Below are 18,729 nucleotides of genomic sequence, written 5' to 3' on the forward strand. Positions count from 1 at the left end.
TGGGAGGTTCTCATGCATCAAGGACGCCATTTCCTGCAGATTCCGGGACCGAGCCCGGTTCCGGATCGCATTCTGCGCGCGATGGACATGCCGGTCATCGACCACCGCAGCGCGGAGTTTGCCGAGCTCGGTCGCACGGTGCTCGAGGGCAGCGCCAAGATCTTCCAGACCGCAGGCCCGGTGGTGATCTTCCCGTCGTCGGGCACCGGCGCCTGGGAAGCTGCGATCGTCAACACGCTGTCGCCCGGGGACAAGGTCCTGATGGTCGAGACCGGTCACTTCGCCACGTTGTGGCGGCAGCTCGCCGGCCGCTTCGGTATCGAGGTCGAATTCATTGCCGGCGACTGGCGTCGCGGCGCCGACCCGGCGTTGATCGAGGCAAGGCTTGCCGCGGACACCGCGCACAGCATCAAGGCGGTGATGGTCGTCCACAACGAGACCTCGACCGGCGCGACCAGCCGGATCGCCGACATCCGTGCCGCGATCGACCGCACCAACCATCCGGCGCTCCTGATGGTCGACACCATTTCATCGCTGGGCTCGGTCGACTACCGGCACGACGAGTGGAAGGTCGATGTCAGCGTCAGCTGCTCGCAGAAGGGTTTCATGCTGCCGCCCGGCCTCGGCTTCAACGCGATCTCGGAAAAGGCCCGCGCCGCGTCCCGCAGCAACAAGATGCCGCGCTCCTATTTCGATTGGGAGGAGATGCTGAAGCCGAACGCCAAGGGCTTCTTCCCCTATACGCCGGCGACGAACCTGCTCTACGGGCTGCGCGAGGCGATCGCGATGCTGCTGGAAGAGGGGCTCGACAACGTGTTTGCCCGCCATCGGCGCCTCGCCGCTGCGACGCGCGCGGCTGTCAATCAATGGGGCCTCGAGAATCTCTGCCAGGAGCCGTCGGAGTTCTCGCCGGTGCTGACCGCGGTGTTGATGCCGCCCGGCCATGATGCCGACCAATTCCGCAAGGTCGTACTCGACAATTTCAACATGTCGCTCGGTTCAGGCCTGTCGAAGGTCGCCGGCAAGGTGTTCCGCATCGGTCATCTCGGCGAATGCAACGAGCTGACCTTGCTTGGCGCGCTCACCGGCGTCGAGATGGGGCTGTCGGTTGCCGGCGTGCCGCATCGTGCGGGCGGCGTCGAGGCGGCGATGCGGCTGCTCGAGCAGCGCGATCAGCGCAACGCGTCGCATCTGAAAGTGGTCGGCACCTAGCGACCAACAACCAAGAAAATCGCGGATCAGGGAAGGGGAGGGATATGAGGCTTCGGTTCAAGGCCACCCATGTCGTGTTGGCCATGCTCTGCGTGATGTATTTCATCACCTATGTGGACCGCGTCAACATCGGCACCGCGGCCAGCGAGATCCAGAAGGAACTCGGTCTGTCGAACACCGAGCTCGGCCTGGTGTTCTCCGCCTTCGCCTATCCGTATCTGCTGTTCCAGGTGATCGGCGGCTGGGTCGGCGATCGCTTCGGGCCACGTCAGACCTTGTTCTGGTGCGGCATGATATGGGCCGCGGCGACCATCATGACCGGCTTTGTCCACGGACTCGCCGCGCTGTTCATCGCACGCTTCGCGCTCGGCTTCGGCGAAGGCGCGACGTTCCCGACCGCGACGCGCGCCATGCAGTACTGGACGCCGGCGAACCGCCGCGGCTTCGCGCAAGGCCTGACCCACGCGTTCGCACGTCTCGGCAACGCGGTGACCCCGCCGGTGGTCGCGCTCCTGATCCTCTGGCTGACCTGGCGCGGCGCCTTCGTCGCGCTTGGCATCGTCAGTCTCATCTGGGGCGTCGCATGGGTCTGGTACTTCCGCAACGAGCCGGCCGACCACGGCTCCATCACTACGGCCGAGCTTGCGACCTTGCCGCCGCGGCCGAAAGGCGAGCGGCCGAAGGTGCCGTGGGGCCCGCTGTTGCAGCGGATGTGGCCGGTGACGCTGACCTACTTCTGCTACGGCTGGTGCCTGTGGCTCTACCTCAATTGGCTGCCGCTGTTCTTCAAGAACAACTACAGCCTCGATCTGAAGAACTCGGCGCTGTTCGCATCCGGCGTGTTCTTTGCCGGCGTCGTCGGCGACAGCATCGGCGGCGTGATCTCCGACCGCATCCTCGAACGGTCAGGCAATGTGCGGCTGGCGCGGCTCAGCGTCACGATCGTGGGATTTGCGGGCGCGCTGCTGTCGCTGATGCCGATCCTGTTCGTTCACGACATCACCGTGGTCGCGCTCTGCCTGTCGGCTGGCTTCTTCTGTGCCGAACTGGTGATCGGCCCGATGTGGTCGATTCCGATGGACATCGCGCCGAAATATTCCGGCACCGCGGCCGGGCTCATGAACACCGGCTCGGCGTTTGCGGCGATCGTCTCGCCGCTGGTTGCCGGCTTCGTCATCGACGCCACCGGCAACTGGTACCTGCCGTTCCTGATGTCGATGGCCCTCTTGCTGGTCGGTGGTTTCTCGGCGTTCCTGATGCACCCCGAGCGGCCGTTCGAGGAGGGTAGCGAACCGTTGGTATCGGGCAAGGTGTTGGCCGCCGAATGAGCGGCCGCCGGCCCCGGCGGAGCGCCGTCAGATATGCATGACGGCCCCCCGCCGGCCCTGGGACAAACCCGGCGAATAGTGATATGCGAGCGCCTTACCAAGACCAAGGCAAGACCGGGAAAGACGCTCATGACCGTGCATACTGGAAGGCATTTTCTGCAGATTCCGGGACCGACCAACGTGCCGGACAGGGTCTTGCGGGCCATGGATATGCCGACCATGGACCATCGCGGTGCCGAATTCGCCGAGATCGGCTTTGCCGTGATGTCGGCGATGCAGCGGGTGTTCCGCACCAAGCAGCCCGTGATCATCTATCCCTCGTCGGGGACCGGCGCCTGGGAGGCTGCGATCGTCAACACGCTGCAGCCGGGCGACAAGGTCCTGATGTGCGAGACCGGGCAATTCGCGGTGCTGTGGCACGGCATCGCCGACAAGTTCAAGCTCGACGTCGATTTCATCCCGGGCGACTGGCGCCATGGCGCCGACCTCGAGCAGATCGAGGCGCGGCTCGCCGCCGACAAGGCGCACAAGATCAAGGCCGTCTGCGTGGTCCATAACGAGACCTCGACCGCCTGCGTCACCTATCCGCTCAACGTCCGCAAGATCCTCGACACGCTGAAGCATCCGGCGCTCTTGATGGTCGACACCATCTCCGGCCTCGGCTCGCTCGAATATGAGCACGATGCCTGGGGCATCGACGTCTCGATCGCCGGCTCCCAGAAGGGCCTGATGCTGCCGCCCGGCCTCGGCTTCAACGCGGTGTCGGAGAAGGCGCTTGCGGTGGCCAAGGCCAATCCCGGGATGCGCTCCTATTGGGACTGGCAGGAGGTCATCAACATCAACAAGGCCGGCACCTGGCCGTATACCCCCGCCACCAACCTGCTGTTCGGCCTGCGCGAGGCCGTGAAGATGCTGGAGGAGGAGGGGCTGGACAACGTCTTCGCCCGCCACAAGCGCCACAGCGAAGCGACGCGCGCCGCGATCAAGGTCTGGGGTCTGGAGACGCAGTGTCAGGAGCAGGGCGCGCATTCGCCGGCGCTGACCGCGGTGCGGGTGCCCGACGGCCACGACGCCGACCACTTCCGCAAGGTCGTGCTGGAAAATTTCGACATGTCGCTCGGCACCGGCCTCAACAAGGTCAAGGGCAAGGTGTTCCGGATCGGACACATCGGCCACTTCAACGATTTGATGCTGATGGGCACGCTGTCTGGCGTCGAGATGGGTCTCGATCTGGCCAAGGTTCCGCATCGCAGCGGCGGTGTGCTGGCGGCGATGGAAGTTCTGAAGGGACGTGACGCCGCGCAGGCGTCGAAAGCCGTTGCTTGAATGGGCTGCCCAAAACCTGATCGCAAACAACAGAAGGAGCGAGACATGAACGCGCCCGTCGCACCGACCGAAGACCTGATCTACTCCGTCGCGGACGGGATCGCGCGCATCACGTTCAACCGGCCGCAGGCCCGCAACGCGCTGACCTTTGCGATGTACGAGCAGATGGCCGCGATCTGCGAGAACATCAATCAGGATCATTCCATCAAGGCGCTGATCCTGACCGGGGCCGGTGACAAGGCGTTCGCCTCCGGCACCGACATCTCGCAATTCCGCGCGTTCAAGACCGCGCAGGATGCGCTGGACTACGAGGCGCGGATCGACCGCGTGCTGGGGACGCTCGAACAGTGCCGCGTGCCCGTCATTGCGGCGATCGCAGGTGCGTGCACCGGCGGCGGCGCCGGCATTGCCGCATGCTGCGATATCCGCATCGGCACCGAGGCGACGCGGATCGGCTTCCCGATCGCACGCACGCTCGGCAACTGTCTGTCGATGTCCAACATCTCGCGGCTGGTCTCGCTGATCGGTCCGGCGCGGACCAAGGACCTGATCTTCAAGGCGCGCCTGGTCGAGGCGCCGGAAGCGCTGGCGCTCGGCCTCTTGAACGAGGTCGTCCCCGACGTGGAGACGCTGCAGCGCCGCGCCACCGAGACCGCGCAACTCGTCGCCGGCCATGCGCCGATCACGCTCGAAGTCACCAAGGAGGCAGTGCGCCGCATCCGCCGCACGCTGTCGCGCGACGAGGGCGAAGACCTGATCCTGCGCGCCTATATGAGCGAAGACTTCCGCGAGGGCATGGACGCTTTCCTCAACAAGCGCGCGCCGAACTTCAAGGGCAAGTAACGGCTCGGCTGCGGGTCGGCTACGCGGGCTCTTTCTGTCGTCATTCCGGGGCGCGCTATGCCCCAACCACCGCTGTCATCGCCGGGCTTGACCGGGCGTATCCGCCTAGATCGCCCGGTCAAGCCGGGCGATGACAGCGTTTGTCAATGCGAGCAGAGCGAAGCACCCACCTCATTCCAAAGTCATAGGTCATGCGGCAGTTCGGCGGCTTGAACTCACCTGCATTCTCGGCACAATGATACGAACCCGCCACCTCGACGGTTTTGCCAAGCCGAACAAATAGATAGGGAAGAAGAACGTGGGACAGATTGTGAAAGCCACGGCTACCATCGCGGCCTTGCTGATGAGCGCGCCGGCGTTTGCCGGCTGGGAGCCGAGCAAGCCGGTCGAGATCGTGGTTGCGGCCGGCGCCGGTGGTGCTTCCGACCAGATGGCGCGCATGATGCAGGCGGCGATCCAGAAGAACAATCTGATGAAGCAGCCGATGGTGGTGTCGCTGAAGGGCGGCGCGTCGGGTGCGGAAGCGCTGATGTACATGAAGTCCAGCGAGGGCGATCCCAACAAGGTGCTGATCGCCTATTCGCTGATCTATATGCTGCCGCTGTCGGCCAAGATTCCGTTCAACTGGCGCGACCTCACACCGGTGTCGGTGATCGCGCTCGACCAGTTCGTGCTGTGGGACAATGCCAACGGCCCGAAGACCGTGAAGGAGTTCATCGATGCTGCGAAGGCGGCGAGCGCGCCGTTCAAGATGGGCGGCACCGGCTCCAAGCGCGAGGATCACGTGCTGACCGTGTTCATGGAGCAGAAGACCGGCGCGAAATTCTCCTATCTGCCCTACAAGTCGGGCGGCGAGGCCGCGACCCAGCTGGTCGGCGGCCACACCGAGTCCAACGTCAACAATCCGAGCGAGAACCTCGAGGTCTGGCGCGCCGGCCAGGTCCGCGCGCTCTGCGTGTTCGACAAGGAGCGGATTTCCTACAAGACCAACGTCACCGACACGCAATCCTGGAACGATATCCCGACCTGCAGGGAAGAGGGGCTGGACGTGCAGTATCTGATGCTGCGCGCGATGTTCCTGCCGGGCAAGGTCACGCAGGAGCAGCAGGCGTTCTATGTCGACCTGTTCCAGAAGGTGACGCAGACTGCTGAATACAAGGACTACATGGAGAAGCAGGCCTTGAAGCCGATCTTCCTCACCGGCAAGGATATGGTTGAGTTCCTCGAGGATGACGACAAGCAGAATGCCTCGCTGATGAACGCGGCGGGCTTCGTCGCGAAATAGCGGTCGCGGTTTGCTTACCCTCTCGCCTGAATCGGCTTGCAAGCGGCAGCGGCGCAGTGATTATTGCGCCGCAGTATGGCCGAACGTCCGGCGAGCCCGATCGGGCTGGGTCACCCCTCCGTCGCCGTTACGGGACCGCAAGGAGCGATCATGACCAAAGCCGTTCTCGGGATCATCGGCGGATCCGGCATCTACGATCTGCCGGGACTGGAAAATGTCCGCGAGGAGGCGATCGCGAGTCCCTGGGGCGAACCGTCCGCGCCGCTGCGCCGTGGCGAGATGGCGGGATTGCCGATCGTGTTCCTGCCGCGACACGGCCAGGGGCATGCGCTGTCGCCGTCCGACATCAATTATCGCGCCAATATCGATGTCCTCAAGCGATCGGGGGTCACCGACCTGGTGGCGCTGTCGGCGTGCGGTTCGTTCAAGGAGGAGCTGCCGCCGGGCACGTTTGTGCTGGTCGATCAGTTCGTCGATCGCACCTACAGGCGCGAGAGCTCGTTCTTCGGCAAAGGCTGCGTCGCGCATGTGTCGATGGCGCATCCGGTCTCGCCGCTGCTGGTCAAGCATCTCGCCGCCGCGGCCGAAGCCGAAGCCATCGCGTTCGCGCGCGGCGGCACTTATCTCTGCATGGAAGGGCCGCAATTCTCCTCGCTCGCCGAAAGCCTGACCTACAAGGCGCAGGGCTATTCGGTGATCGGCATGACCAACATGCCCGAAGCCAAGCTCGCCCGCGAGGCCGAGATCTGCTACGCCAGCGTAGCGATGGTCACCGATTTCGATTGCTGGCATCCGGCGCATGATGCCGTGACGGTGCAGGATATCATCCGCGTGTTGAATTCGAACGCCGAGAAGGCCAAGGCGCTCGTCGCGCGTCTGGGGCGGGATTTCCCGCGCGAGCATGAGCCTTGTCCGATCGGTTCGGATCGCGCGCTGGATACGGCCCTGATCACGGCGCCCGCGGCCCGCGATCCGCAGCTGCTTGCCAGGCTCGATGCCGTCGCCGGAAGGGTGTTACGCGCATGAAAGTCGATGGACGCCATTTCCGCAGCATCTGGCTCGAGCCCGACGGCTGGTCGGTCGGCGCGATCGATCAGCGCCGGCTGCCGCATGAGTTTATCATTGCAAAGATCACGACGGCGGACGAGGCCGGCGAGGCGATCAGCTCGATGCTGGTGCGCGGCGCGCCGTTGATTGGCGCGACTGCCGCCTACGGCATGGCGCTGGCGATGCGGGCCGATGCCTCCGATGCGGCGCTCGAGCGTACCGGCAAGATGCTGGCCGCGACCCGGCCGACCGCGATCAATCTGAAGTGGGCTGTTGATGAGATGCAGCGCGCGCTCGCGCCGCTCGCAGCATCAGTCCGCACGGAAGCGGCCTATGCCCGCGCCCGCGAGATCGCCGACGAAGACGTCGAGATCAACCGCGAGATCGGCCGGCACGGCCTCGGCCTGATCGAAAAAATCGCCGCGACCAAGCAGCCGGGCGAGCCGGTGAACGTCCTGACGCATTGCAATGCCGGCTGGCTTGCAACCGTCGATTGGGGAACGGCGACCTCACCAATCTACCAGGCGCATGATCGCGGCATTGCGGTCCATGTCTGGGTCGACGAGACGCGGCCGCGCAATCAGGGCGCTTCGCTCACCGCCTGGGAACTCGGTCACCACGGCGTGCCGCACACCGTGATCCCCGACAACACCGGCGGCCATCTGATGCAGCATCGCATGGTGGACCTTGCGATCGTCGGCACCGACCGCGTCGCCGCCAATGGCGACGTCTGCAACAAGATCGGGACCTATCTGAAGGCGCTCGCGGCACACGACAACGGCGTGCCGTTCTATGTCGCGCTGCCGTCGCCGACCATCGACTTTCGTATCGATGATGGCATCAAACAGATTCCGATCGAGCAACGCGCGGCCAGCGAGGTAACGCACCTCACCGGGAAGACGGCGGATGGACGGATCGAGACCGTCCGCGTGGTTCCGGACGGCTCAACCGTTGCCAATTTCGGCTTCGATGTCACGCCGGCGCGTCTGGTGACGGGGTTGATCACCGAGCGCGGCGTGCTCGCCGCTAATCGCGCTGCACTTGCGAGCGCCTTTCCCGAACGTTGCGGGCGTTAGCTGAAGGCCGCATTGACGGTGAAAGGTTCAGCACGCTATCCCAATCGTTGCCCTCGCAACCCAGACCGTCCAGTCCATGTCCAATACCGAACTTGAGATCGTCGTCGACGATCCGACCGCGCCTGAAGAGAACTCGCCCGCCGTCGTCTCTACCGGCGCCGTCGACGTTATCGTTTCGCTGCTGCTGCTCGCGCTCTCCCTGGTGCTCGGCTGGGATAATTGGCGCACCGGTGCGTCATGGGATTCGACCGGGCCGCAGCCGGGCTATTTTCCGTTCTACCTCTCGGTGATTCTCGGCGCCGCCAGCCTCTATGGCCTCGGCGCCGCCTTCGTCTCACGCCGGGAAGCTGCCGAAACCTTCGTCACCCGCGCCCAGTTTCGCCGGGTGATGGCGGTGTTCGTGCCGACCTTCCTGTTTTGCCTCGCCACCCAGTATCTAGGCCTCTACGTCGCGAGCTTTCTGTTGATCGCCGGGTTCATGCGCCTCGTCGGCAAGATCGCGCTGTGGAAGTCACTCCTCACCGCCTTCATCTTCACCGCCGCGATGTTCGTGACCTTCGACGTCGCCTTCGACGTCATCATGCCGAAGGGCCCGCTCGAAGCGGCCTTCGGCTACTGAGCTAACCGAGGGATTTCGAGACATGGAAGCCTTCGGTCTCCTGCTGCACGGCTTTACCGTCCTCCTGACCTGGAAGACGCTGCTGTTGATGATGGTCGGCCTCGTGCTCGGCATCTTCGTCGGCGTGCTGCCCGGGCTCGGCGGTCCCAACGGGGTCGCGATCCTGTTGCCGCTCACCTTCACGATGGATCCGACATCCGCCATCGTGATGCTGTCGTGCATCTATTGGGGCGCGCTGTTCGGCGGCGCCATCACCTCGATCCTGTTCAACATCCCCGGTGAAGCCTGGTCGGTCGCGACCACCTTCGACGGCTATCCGATGGCGCAGCAGGGCAGGGCTGCCGAAGCGCTCACCGCGGCATTCACCTCGTCCTTCATCGGTTCGCTGGTCGCGGTGCTGCTGATTACCTTCCTGGCGCCGATGATCTCTTCGTTCGCGCTGAAATTCGGCCCGCCGGAATTCTTTGCCGTTTATCTCCTGACGTTCTGTTCGTTCGTCGGCCTCGGCCGCGAGGCCAAGCACAAGACCGTGATCTCGATGTCGCTCGGACTGCTGCTTGCGGGCGTCGGCATGGATACGGTGTCCGGGCAGCTGCGCATGACGTTCGGCTCGGCGGAGCTCTTGCGCGGCATCAACTTCCTCGTCGCTGTCATCGGCCTGTTCGGCATCAGCGAGATCCTGCTGACGATGGAGGAGCGCCTGGCGCTGCGCGGACACGCCGCCGGTATCAGCCTGCGCGTCGTGCTGTCGGTGTGGAAGGAGCTGCCGAAGTACTGGGTGACGCTACTGCGCTCGTCGGTGATCGGCTGCTGGCTCGGGATCACGCCGGGTGGCGCGATCGCGGCTTCCTTCATGGGCTACAACCTCGCCAAGCGCTTTTCCAAGGATCAGGAGAGTTTTGGCAAGGGCCGCATCGAGGGCGTGTTCGCGCCGGAGACCGCCGCCCACGCCTCGGGCACCTCGGCGCTGCTGCCGATGCTCGCGCTCGGCATTCCCGGTTCAGGCACCGCGGCGATCCTGCTCGGCGGCCTGATGGTGTGGGGCCTCAACCCGGGCCCGCTGCTGTTCGTCGAGCACAAGGATTTCGTCTGGGGCCTGATCGCCTCGATGTATCTCGGCAACGTCGTCGGCCTCGTGCTGGTGTTGACCACGGTGCCGATCTTCGCCTCGATCCTGCGCGTGCCGTTCGCAGCTGTCGCGCCGATGATCGTGGTGTCCTGCGCGATCGGCGCCTACGCGATCCAGAATGCGCTGTTCGACATCTGGCTGATGCTGGGCTTCGGTGTGGTCGGCTACGTCTTCAAGAAGATCGCCATCCCGCTCGCGCCGTTCACGCTCGCCTTGGTGCTCGGCAGCCGTGCCGAGGACGCGTTCCGCCTTTCGATGATCGGCTCCGGCGGCGACATGAAGGTGTTCTGGTCGAACGGCCTCGTCGGCAGCATCACGACCCTGGCGATCGTGCTGCTGTTCTGGCCGGTGATTGATCGGGCCTTTGCCGGCGTCGCGCGTCTGGTGCGACCAGCAAAGGCGTGAGGCCTTACAGCGTTTTCGGGCGAAGTGGATACCGGTTCGCGCGAAGAAAACGCGTCAGGACCAGAATCTCTAGACCACCTTGCGCTGACGCAGTTCGGCGATCTCGTCCTGGCCGAAGCCGAATTCGGCCAGCACTTCCTCGGTCTGCTCGCCGAATTCCGGTGGGCGCGCCGCCATCTTGCTCGGCGTCCGCGACAGCGTCACGGGCTGGCTGACCAGCTGGATGTGCCGGTTCTCGTCATTGGGAACGTGCTGGGCCATGCCGAGATGCTTGACCTGGGCATCCTGGAACATCTGGTCGATCGAGTAGATCGGCCCGCACGGCACGCCGGCTTCATTGAGCTCGCGGACCCAGGTCTCGGTCGACTTCTTTTCGGTCAGCGCGTTGATTCGTGCGTTCAGCGCGTCGCGGTTCTTCGAGCGCGCCGGTGCGGTCGCGTAGTCGGGATTGGTGATCAGGTCGGGTGCGCCGATCGCCTGGGCGCAGCGCTCCCAGATCCGCCCGCCCGTGGTGGCGATATTGATGTAGCCGTCGGAGGTCTTGAACACGCCGGTCGGGATCGAGGTCGGATGGTTGTTGCCGGCCTGCGTGGCGACTTCCTTTTCCATCAGCCAGCGCGCGGCCTGGAAATCCAGCATGAAGATCTGGGCCTGCAGCAGCGAGGTCTGCACCCATTGGCCTTCGTCGGACACGTCGCGCTCGAGCAGCGCGGTGAGGATGCCGAGCGCGCAGAACAGGCCCGCGGTCAGGTCGGCGACGGGAATGCCGACCCGCATCGGGCCGCCGCCGGGCGCGCCGGTCACCGACATCAGGCCGCCCATGCCCTGGGCGATCTGATCGAAGCCCGGGCGCTTGTGATAGGGACCGTCCTGGCCGAAGCCGGAGATGCTGCCATAGACAATCTTCGGATTGATCTTGCGGATACTCTCATAATCGATGCCGAGCTTGGCCTTCACGTCCGGCCGAAAGTTCTCGACGATGACGTCGGCCTGCTCGGCCAGCCGCTTGAAGACCTCGAGCCCCTTGGGGTCCTTCAGGTTCAGCGTCATCGCGCGCTTGTTGCGATGCAGGTTCTGGAAGTCGGAGCCGCCGCGCGGCCCGCCCGGCTGCTCACCGCCGCCGTCCTCCAGCAGCGCATCGATCTTGATCACATTGGCACCCCAGTCGGCGAGCTGGCGCACGCAGGTCGGCCCGGACCGGACCCGGGTCAAATCCAGCACGGTGAAGCGGGACAGGGCTTGGGATGCACGTGGAAAGGGCATTGAGACACCTCTTGTTTGGCGGGCCGCTCTGGGGCTACTGCCTATCTGCCTTAGACAATTTGGCTGACCTTTCCAACTGTTACCCGGACGACAAACCGGGATGGAAACAAACAGGCATGGTTCCGCGGCGACCGTCACCTGCCTCGGCTGCCGTTCAGGCTTGCCCACACCAGCTTGCAGGCCCCGCCATCCGCCAACCCTCGACAATCAGTTCGCCGGCTGCTAGCCCGTCGCCATCCGAAATGAGTTTTTGCCCTTATGGAAGAGGCACTTGAGGCGCATCAAGGCGACGGACCGAAAGCGGGCGTGGCGGTGAAGAAGGGTCCATCCCATCTGCTCGGGAATTCGGCATGGAACGCGACGGCGTTCGCGGTCGCGGTGCTGCTCAATCTTGCGATTCTGCCATTCGTGATCTCCCGGCTCGGCCTCGCCGCGTTCGGGGTTGCGGGTCTGGTCACTGCCTGCGTCGCCCCTGCGCTGATGTTCAGCAATGCGCTTGGCCTCTCGACGACGCGCGAGCTCGCGCAACGGTTGGGACAGTCCGATCGCAGCGAGGCACGGCGTTTCTTCGCGACCGCGCTTGCGCTCGCCATCGCCGTGGGCGGCCTGATCTCGGCATTGCTCATCCTTGCTGGACCGCCGCTCGCGCGATTGGGATTTCACCTCGGTGGTCCGGCGTCCGACGACCTGGGGCTCGCCTTTGCGTTGGCCGGTGTCGGCTGGCTGTTCCAGTGTCTGTTCGCGGTCTTTCTCTCGCTGTTCACGGCGCGCCAGGATTATCGGCGGATCGCGTCGATCAGCATCACCGGCACGGTAGTGACGACGATGTCGATGTTGCTGCTGATCCCTCATGCGCCGCGTGCCTCGACCTTCCTCGGCTGCCAGGCCCTGGGTTTCGCGATGAATTTTCTGATGGCCTCTGCCTGGTCGCGGCATGTAATGAGCGACTGGCTGGCACGGCCCGCGCTTGATCGCAGCGCGCTGCGCGCGCTCGTGAAACTCGGCGGCTGGCAGATCGCGGCACAAAGCGGCGCGCTGTTCGCCGGGCAGGCGGACCGCTATCTGCTCGGCGCGCTGCTGCAGCCGCAATTCGTCGGCTTCTACAGCGTCGCGCAGCGGCTGGAGGAGGCGGTCTATATCGGCGTCTTGAAGATCGGCGAGATCCTGTTCCCGTTCTTCAGCACGCTGCAGAAGGAGGATGACGATCGCAAGGTCGACTTGCTGCTCCGCTCCTCCTGGATTCTCAACGTGCTGGCCGCGAGCGCGCTCGGCGGCCTGATTCCGGTCGCCGGCGCGCTGCTGTATCGATGGACCGGCGCCGAGGTCGCCGCAGAGGCGCAGCTGGTGCTCGTGGTGCTTGCGATCAGCGGAATATTGGGGTCGAGCGCCAACGTGTTCGCGTTCTATCTGCTCTCGCAGGGACGCTCCAGTTTCAACGCGTTGATCTCGCTCGTCACCGGCATCTTCACGCTGGCGACCAGCGCCATTGCGTTGCCGTATTTCGGCTGGCAGGCGGCCGGCTGGAGCTCCTGCGTCGGGATGGTCGCCCAGATGGTCGTCACGGTGCTGCTGCTGCGGCGAACCTTCAGGCTCTCGGCCATGTGGTCACGGATGCTGCATTTCGTCTTGATCCCGCTCGGCACCGGCATCGCCGTTGCGCTGGTGCTGCGCGCGCAGCTCGGCCATGCGCCGTTCGACCAGGCGCCGTCATGGTGGTATGTGGTGTCGCTCTACGGCGCGTCGGCGGCCGCGATCTTTGTGGCCGCCGTCGCCGTGTCGCAGCTTGGTCCCTACCGCGCCGTCTGCTGGCGGGATCTTCGCGTCATCATCGCTCGCTTCTTGCCCTTCAAGGCCGCCTAGACATGTGTGGTATCGCAGGCATCGTCAATCTGCGCGGCGGCCCCGTGGACCCGGCCGACATCTCGCGCCTCACCAGCCTGATTGCGCATCGCGGTCCGTTCGGCGAGGGCACCTGGTTCAACGCCAAGCGGAACGTCGCCTTCGGCCATCGCCGGCTCGCCATCATCGATCCCGGCGAGGGCGGCTATCAGCCGATGGTGTCGGGCGATGGCCGCCACGTGATCGTCTACAACGGCGAGATCTACAACTTCCTCGAATTGCGCCGCGAACTCGAGGCGAAGGGCGCGGTCTTCCGCAGCCAGTCCGACACCGAAGTGATCCTCGCCGCCTGGCAGGCGTGGGGCGAGGACATGCTGCTGCGCTTCAACGGCATGTGGGCGCTGGCGATCTACGACACGGCCACGGATGAACTGTTCCTGGCGCGCGATCGGTTCGGCATCAAGCCGCTGCTGTACGCGCTGTCTCCCGAGCGGTTCGTGTTCGCCTCCGAGCAGCGGGCGCTGGCGCGGAGCGGGCTGGTTGAGACGTCGCTCGATATCGAGGTGGCGCGGCGGCTGTTGCTTGACCCGTTCGGCATCGAGGGCAGCGAACGGACTGTGTTCGCGCAACTGCGTCGCCTGCAGGGCGGCCACTGCATGTGGTTGCGCGGGGGGCGTGTGCAGGTCCGCCGCTGGTGGCGGACCGTGGATCATCTGCCCGAGATCCCTGATGCTGAATCCGAACGTGTCGCGCGCTTTCGCGACCTGTTTCAGGATTCCGTGGCCCTGCGCATGCGCAGCGACGTTCCGATCGGGACCTGCCTGTCCGGCGGCTTCGATTCGTCCGCCGTGATCTGCGCGATGGCGAGCCACGAGAAGGCCGGCATGGGACCGCGCGACTCGACCGCCTGGCGGCACGCCTTTGTCGCGACCTTTCCCGGAGCCAGCAATGACGAGCGGCCGATGGCGGAGCAAGCGGCCGCGTGGGCGGATGTGGCGCCGAGCTTTCTCGAGATCGGGCGCGCCGATGCGCTCACCGATCTGGACCGGATCCTCGACGACAACGACGACGTCTACATCGGGCTGCCGAGCGCGCCGTGGCTGATCTATCGCGAACTCCGGCGCCAGAACGTTACCGTCTCGCTCGACGGTCACGGGGCGGACGAATTGATGGGCGCTTACTTTCAAGAAGGGCAGTCGGCCGCCTTCCGGATTCGGAACGCCGCCGCCGCGCTCGCGTCTCGATCGCGGCTTGCGCAACGCGGCATCGACTTCCTGCGGGCGCAGATGATCAGGCGGCAGGGGCACTATTTCCTGCGCGGAGGCCTGGCGGCGATGCCGGCGCCGCTGCCGCTGGTCGCCGAGGATGACGCGTTGCCGAGCGCCTGGGGCGCGCTGAACCGGCGTCTCTATCGCATGTTCCACTCGACCACGCTGCCGACCATCCTGCGCAATTTCGACCGGCTCTCGATGGCGCACGGGATCGAGGTGCGCATGCCGTTCATGGACTGGCGGCTGGTGACCTACACGATGGCGCTGCCTGAAACGAGCAAATCGGCCGACGGCATCACCAAGGTGATCGCGCGGCAGGCGATGGCGAACCTGATGCCCGAAAGCATCCGCACCGCCCGCCGCAAGGTCGGCTTCAACTCGCCGATGCCGGAATGGCTGAACGGGCCATTGACGGGCTGGACCAATGATCTGCTCCATCGCAATGTCCCGGCGTTTGCCGAGTTCGTCGACGAAGCACCGCTTCGAAAGGCGGTCGGCGACTTGACGGCATCGCGGAGCTGGGATTGGGAATCCGTCGGCCGGATCTGGCCATACCTGAACATGAAATGGATGTTGGCAAGGTCCGTATAACGATGCGTCTGTTCCAGAATAGCGGTCTCTATCCGTCCTATCTGCCGCGGCTGAACCAGCTTGCGGCAAAAGCATCGACCTTCGCGGCGCGTCGCGACGTGTTCCTGCATGACCGCTTCGGCGCGGCGCATTTCCTCAAGCCGGTGCTCGACGGCGCGCCTGAAGCCTTCTTCACCAATGCCGACGACGAAGTCCTGCAGCGCCAATGGGCGCGCGAGCAGGGCATCAAGGGGACGCCGACGCTCGAAGCCATTCTGCTCGCGCAGATCGAGCATCACAGGACCGAGGTGTTCTACAATCTCGATCCGGTACGCTATCCGAGTGCGTTCGTCGCCAAGCTTCCGGGCTGTGTGAAGAAGACCTTGTGCTGGCGCGCGGCGCCTTCCGGCAATGCCGACCTGACCGCCTACGGCGCGGTGCTTGGAAACTTCCCCTCGATCCTCGATGCCTGGCGCAACAAGGGCTGCCGGGCGGAGCTTTTCTTTCCGGCGATCGATCCTGTCATGGAGCAGTACGGTCACGGCGAACGTCCGATCGATGTGGCGTTCGTCGGTGGATATTCACGGCACCACAGCGCGCGCGGCAGGACGCTCGAACAGGTCGCGGCCCTGGCGGCGGACCGCAACATCGTGTTCTGCCTCGATGCGTCGCGGCTGACGCGGCTTGCCGAAAGCGCGGTCGGTCGGTTGCTGCCGCTGGGGAAGCATCGCAGGCCCGACGTCATCGCGCGAATAGCGCGGCTGCCGCTGTTCGGCAGGGACCTCTACGAGCTGTTCGGCTCCGCCAAGATCGTGCTCAACGGCGCCATCGACATGGCCGGCAACGATCGCGGCAACATGCGCTGCTTCGAGGCGATGGGCTGCGGGTCGCTGCTGGTGTCGGATTCCGGCAATTATCCGGAGGCGATGCAGGACGGCGTCACGATGCGCACCTACGACGCGCCTGAAAGGGCAGCCGAGGCGATTTCAAGCAGCCTGCAGGATTGGCCGCAATGGGCTGGGATCGCCGCGTCCGGCCGAAGCCGCGTGCGACAGACCTACAGCAAGGCCTCGCAATGGGCCCAGTTTACCGATCTCGTCGCGCGGATTGAGCCGTGCTAGAGCGTTTTTCGAGCGAAATGGATGCCGGTTCGCGCAAGGAAATCGCGTCGAAACAACCATCTGGAGCCCCGTTCCGATTCCATCGGAACGGAAAAGGCTCTAGACGGTGCACAGTGCCGGCCGGTGGGCGGGCGATCGGGCCGAGATGATGTCTGCAAGTGACTTGATCCATCGACTGAAATGGGTGGCCGACGGGCTTGCCGTGCCGCTGTTCAGGTTGCGGCCGCGGCCGTTCGGCCCGGGCTATCAGACGGTCAAGCGCGACACGATCACAGCCGCCATCGATGCAGGCCTGCTTCGGGCAGGAAAGGAGCTTCCGCCCGGTTACGGCGTCGCCATGGACGAGCGCGTGGTGGAATATCCCTGGGTCTATGGCCGGTTGAGCAATGTCGGCAAGATGCTGGATGCTGGATCGACCTTCAACCACGACTTCCTGCTGCAGCGTCCGCCATTGCGCGGCGCGGACCTCACCATCATGACGTTGGCGCCCGAGCGGCGCTGCTATTGGCATGACGGCTACTCCTATGTGTTCGGCGATCTGCGGAAGACGATGTTCGGCGATCAGGTGTTCGATACCGTCGCCAGCATTTCGACGATCGAGCATATCGGCCTCGACAATCAGATGCTGTACACGGGCGATCCGCGCGACGCCGAGACCGATCGGGACGGCTTCGTTCCGGCGGTGCAGGAGTTCAAGCGTATTCTCAAGCCCGGCGGGACCTGCCTGATCTCCGTGCCGTTCGGCAAGCGCGAGAATCTCGGTTGGTATCAGGTGTTCGATCTCGCGATGATCGAGCGGATAATCGAGGCATTCGGTGCGGCGTCTCACCAGGTCGACTATTTCGGCTATTCGCGACAAGGCTGGTCGCGCCAGAGTGCCGAGGCGCTCGCTGACGCCACGGTTTTCGACATCCACACCGGCAAGGGGCAGGGCAACGACCTTGCGGCGTCGTCGCGCGCCGTCGCGTGCCTGCAGTTGACGGCATGAATCTCGATTATCTGATCCAGCGTCTGCTCGGTCGCGCGACATGCCGGTTGCAGGCAGACGCAGCGCTCGGCCGCTATGCCAGGATTAGGAATATCCGCGGCGATGCCGACAAGATCGTCGTCGGCCGCGCCAGCCGCATCCTGGGCGAGCTCCTGACCTTCGCGCATGGCGGCGAGATCAAGATCGGCGAGTGGTGCTATGTCGGCGAAGGAACCCGGATCTGGTCGGCCGCCTCGATCGAGCTCGGCAACCGCGTCCTGATCTCGCATTCGGCGAATGTGTTCGACAACCTCACGCATCCGCTGCGGGCGGCGGAGCGGCACCGGCAGGTCCAGCAGATTTTCACGCAAGGACATCCGAACGATATCTCGCTTGACGAGAGCCCGGTGCGGATCTGCGACGACGCCTGGGTCGGCGCGGGCGCGATGGTCTTGCGCGGTGTGACGGTCGGGCAGGGTGCCATCGTCGCGGCCGGCGCGGTCGTGACAAAGGATGTCGCGCCGTTTTCGATCGTGGCCGGCAATCCGGCCGTGCTGGTGAGGGAGCTTGGCCCCGATGAACGGTGAGCGCAAGTTTACCACGTGGGAGGATGCGGTGGTCTGGCTGCGCAATCAGCCGGAGCAGCACCAGCTTGTGCTCGACGCGTTCTACGACGATCCGCTGGTTGGCGCTGCCGAACGCTATTTCCAGAGTTCCGAGTGGCAAGCGGTCGCCACGCTGCTCGCCGGCCGGTCAGGTACCGCGCTTGATGTTGGCGCCGGTCGCGGCATCGCGAGCTACGCGCTCGCCCGAACCGGCTTTGCCGTCACGGCGCTCGAACCGGATCCCAGCGCGATCGTGGGAGGGGCGGCGATCCGCGGCCTGGCGCAGCAGACGCAATTGCCGATCCAAGTGGTCGAAGAGTTTTCCGAGCGGCTGCCGTTCGCCGATGCGACGTTCGATCTCGTGTTCGCTCGCGCCGTGCTGCACCATACGCGCGATCTCGAGGGGGCGTGCCGGGAGATGTTTCGCGTGCTGCGGCCCGGTGGCATGCTGATCGCGGCGCGCGAGCATGTCATCAGCAAGGAGGCCGATCTTCCGCAGTTCCTCGCGCAACATCCGCTGCATCACCTTTACGGCGGCGAACATGCCTTCCTGCTCGATCGCTACACCGGTGCGTTGACCAAGGCAGGGTTCTCCGCGGTGGACACGCTGCCGCCGCTGCAAAGTCCGATCAACCTGTTTCCCTATACGTCGGAGACCCTGAAAGCCGCGATCGTGACCAAGCTCACGCAAAAGGTTCCGGTTGCTCCGCTATGGCGAACTGCGCTTGCCTCACCCCGGCTGTTCGGCTCGCTGCTGTCGATCGCCGAGCGTTTCGACAATCGACCGGGCCGGCTCTATTCCTTTATCTGTCACAAGGCTTGA

16 protein-coding genes are annotated in these 18,729 nt (G+C 64.8%); 15 read left to right on the forward strand and 1 reads right to left on the reverse strand.

Going from position 1 to position 18,729, the window contains the following annotated elements; genetic code table 11:
- Positions 1-12: 12 nt before the first annotated feature.
- The 9 genes from AKN83_RS17630 (at position 13) to AKN83_RS17670 (ending at position 10,270) form a co-directional block, all read left to right on the forward strand.
- The gene (locus tag AKN83_RS17630) at positions 13-1,212 is read left to right on the forward strand and encodes a pyridoxal-phosphate-dependent aminotransferase family protein (protein WP_050403637.1); all 1,200 of its coding nucleotides are present in this window, start codon (positions 13-15) and stop codon (positions 1,210-1,212) included.
- A gap of 44 nt (positions 1,213-1,256) precedes the next feature.
- Complete coding sequence (locus tag AKN83_RS17635; RefSeq protein WP_050403636.1) at positions 1,257-2,540, forward strand: MFS transporter; 1,284 nt, start codon at positions 1,257-1,259, stop codon at positions 2,538-2,540.
- Between the two features lie 129 nt (positions 2,541-2,669).
- Entirely contained in the window at positions 2,670-3,866 is a 1,197-nt protein-coding gene (locus AKN83_RS17640; RefSeq protein ID WP_050403635.1) for a pyridoxal-phosphate-dependent aminotransferase family protein, read from the forward strand.
- 45 nt (positions 3,867-3,911) lie between these two features.
- Positions 3,912-4,709: an enoyl-CoA hydratase/isomerase family protein gene (locus AKN83_RS17645; RefSeq protein WP_050403634.1), complete on the forward strand. Its 798-nt coding sequence runs from the start codon at positions 3,912-3,914 to the stop codon at positions 4,707-4,709.
- 343 nt (positions 4,710-5,052) lie between these two features.
- Positions 5,053-5,994, forward strand: a complete 942-nt coding sequence (locus AKN83_RS17650; protein WP_050403670.1) for a Bug family tripartite tricarboxylate transporter substrate binding protein — start codon at positions 5,053-5,055, stop codon at positions 5,992-5,994.
- A gap of 150 nt (positions 5,995-6,144) precedes the next feature.
- Entirely contained in the window at positions 6,145-7,020 is an 876-nt protein-coding gene (locus AKN83_RS17655) for an S-methyl-5'-thioadenosine phosphorylase (RefSeq protein ID WP_050403633.1), read from the forward strand.
- Positions 7,017-8,117, forward strand: coding sequence for an S-methyl-5-thioribose-1-phosphate isomerase (gene mtnA / locus AKN83_RS17660; RefSeq protein ID WP_050403632.1), 1,101 nt, complete (start codon positions 7,017-7,019; stop codon positions 8,115-8,117). The genes AKN83_RS17655 and mtnA overlap by 4 nt, the downstream gene beginning before the upstream one ends.
- Before the next feature lie 76 nt (positions 8,118-8,193).
- A complete protein-coding gene (locus AKN83_RS17665; RefSeq protein ID WP_050403631.1) occupies positions 8,194-8,736 on the forward strand; it encodes a tripartite tricarboxylate transporter TctB family protein in 543 nt (180 codons plus the stop codon).
- A 22-nt stretch (positions 8,737-8,758) separates the two neighbouring features.
- The gene (locus AKN83_RS17670) at positions 8,759-10,270 is read left to right on the forward strand and encodes a tripartite tricarboxylate transporter permease (protein WP_050403630.1); all 1,512 of its coding nucleotides are present in this window, start codon (positions 8,759-8,761) and stop codon (positions 10,268-10,270) included.
- A gap of 69 nt (positions 10,271-10,339) precedes the next feature.
- Here AKN83_RS17670 and AKN83_RS17675 read toward each other — a convergent pair whose 3' ends face one another.
- Positions 10,340-11,533 carry a CaiB/BaiF CoA transferase family protein gene (locus AKN83_RS17675; RefSeq protein ID WP_050403629.1) on the reverse strand — a complete coding sequence of 398 codons (1,194 nt, stop codon included), beginning with the start codon at positions 11,531-11,533 and terminating at the stop codon, positions 10,340-10,342.
- A 258-nt stretch (positions 11,534-11,791) separates the two neighbouring features.
- Here AKN83_RS17675 and AKN83_RS17680 point away from each other — a divergent pair, with 258 nt between their 5' ends.
- The 6 genes from AKN83_RS17680 to AKN83_RS17705 all read left to right on the forward strand — a co-directional run bounded on the left by AKN83_RS17680 (position 11,792) and on the right by AKN83_RS17705 (position 18,729).
- Positions 11,792-13,393 carry a lipopolysaccharide biosynthesis protein gene (locus AKN83_RS17680; RefSeq protein WP_050403628.1) on the forward strand — a complete coding sequence of 534 codons (1,602 nt, stop codon included), beginning with the start codon at positions 11,792-11,794 and terminating at the stop codon, positions 13,391-13,393.
- 2 nt (positions 13,394-13,395) lie between these two features.
- Positions 13,396-15,234: an asparagine synthase (glutamine-hydrolyzing) gene (gene asnB / locus AKN83_RS17685; protein ID WP_050403627.1), complete on the forward strand. Its 1,839-nt coding sequence runs from the start codon at positions 13,396-13,398 to the stop codon at positions 15,232-15,234.
- Between the two features lie 2 nt (positions 15,235-15,236).
- Positions 15,237-16,334 (forward strand): glycosyltransferase family protein, encoded by a 1,098-nt coding sequence (locus tag AKN83_RS17690; RefSeq protein ID WP_050403626.1) that lies wholly within the window; start codon positions 15,237-15,239, stop codon positions 16,332-16,334.
- 148 nt (positions 16,335-16,482) lie between these two features.
- Entirely contained in the window at positions 16,483-17,322 is an 840-nt protein-coding gene (locus AKN83_RS17695) for a methyltransferase domain-containing protein (RefSeq protein WP_172803565.1), read from the forward strand.
- On the forward strand, positions 17,319-17,888 hold the full coding sequence (locus AKN83_RS17700; protein WP_050403624.1) for an acyltransferase: 570 nt from the start codon (positions 17,319-17,321) through the stop codon (positions 17,886-17,888). Before AKN83_RS17695 ends, AKN83_RS17700 begins: the two co-directional genes overlap by 4 nt.
- Positions 17,878-18,729: a class I SAM-dependent methyltransferase gene (locus tag AKN83_RS17705; RefSeq protein ID WP_050403623.1), complete on the forward strand. Its 852-nt coding sequence runs from the start codon at positions 17,878-17,880 to the stop codon at positions 18,727-18,729. The genes AKN83_RS17700 and AKN83_RS17705 overlap by 11 nt, the downstream gene beginning before the upstream one ends.

Origin of the sequence: Bradyrhizobium embrapense, from assembly GCF_001189235.2 — a bacterium.
Lineage (GTDB): Bacteria > Pseudomonadota > Alphaproteobacteria > Rhizobiales > Xanthobacteraceae > Bradyrhizobium > Bradyrhizobium embrapense.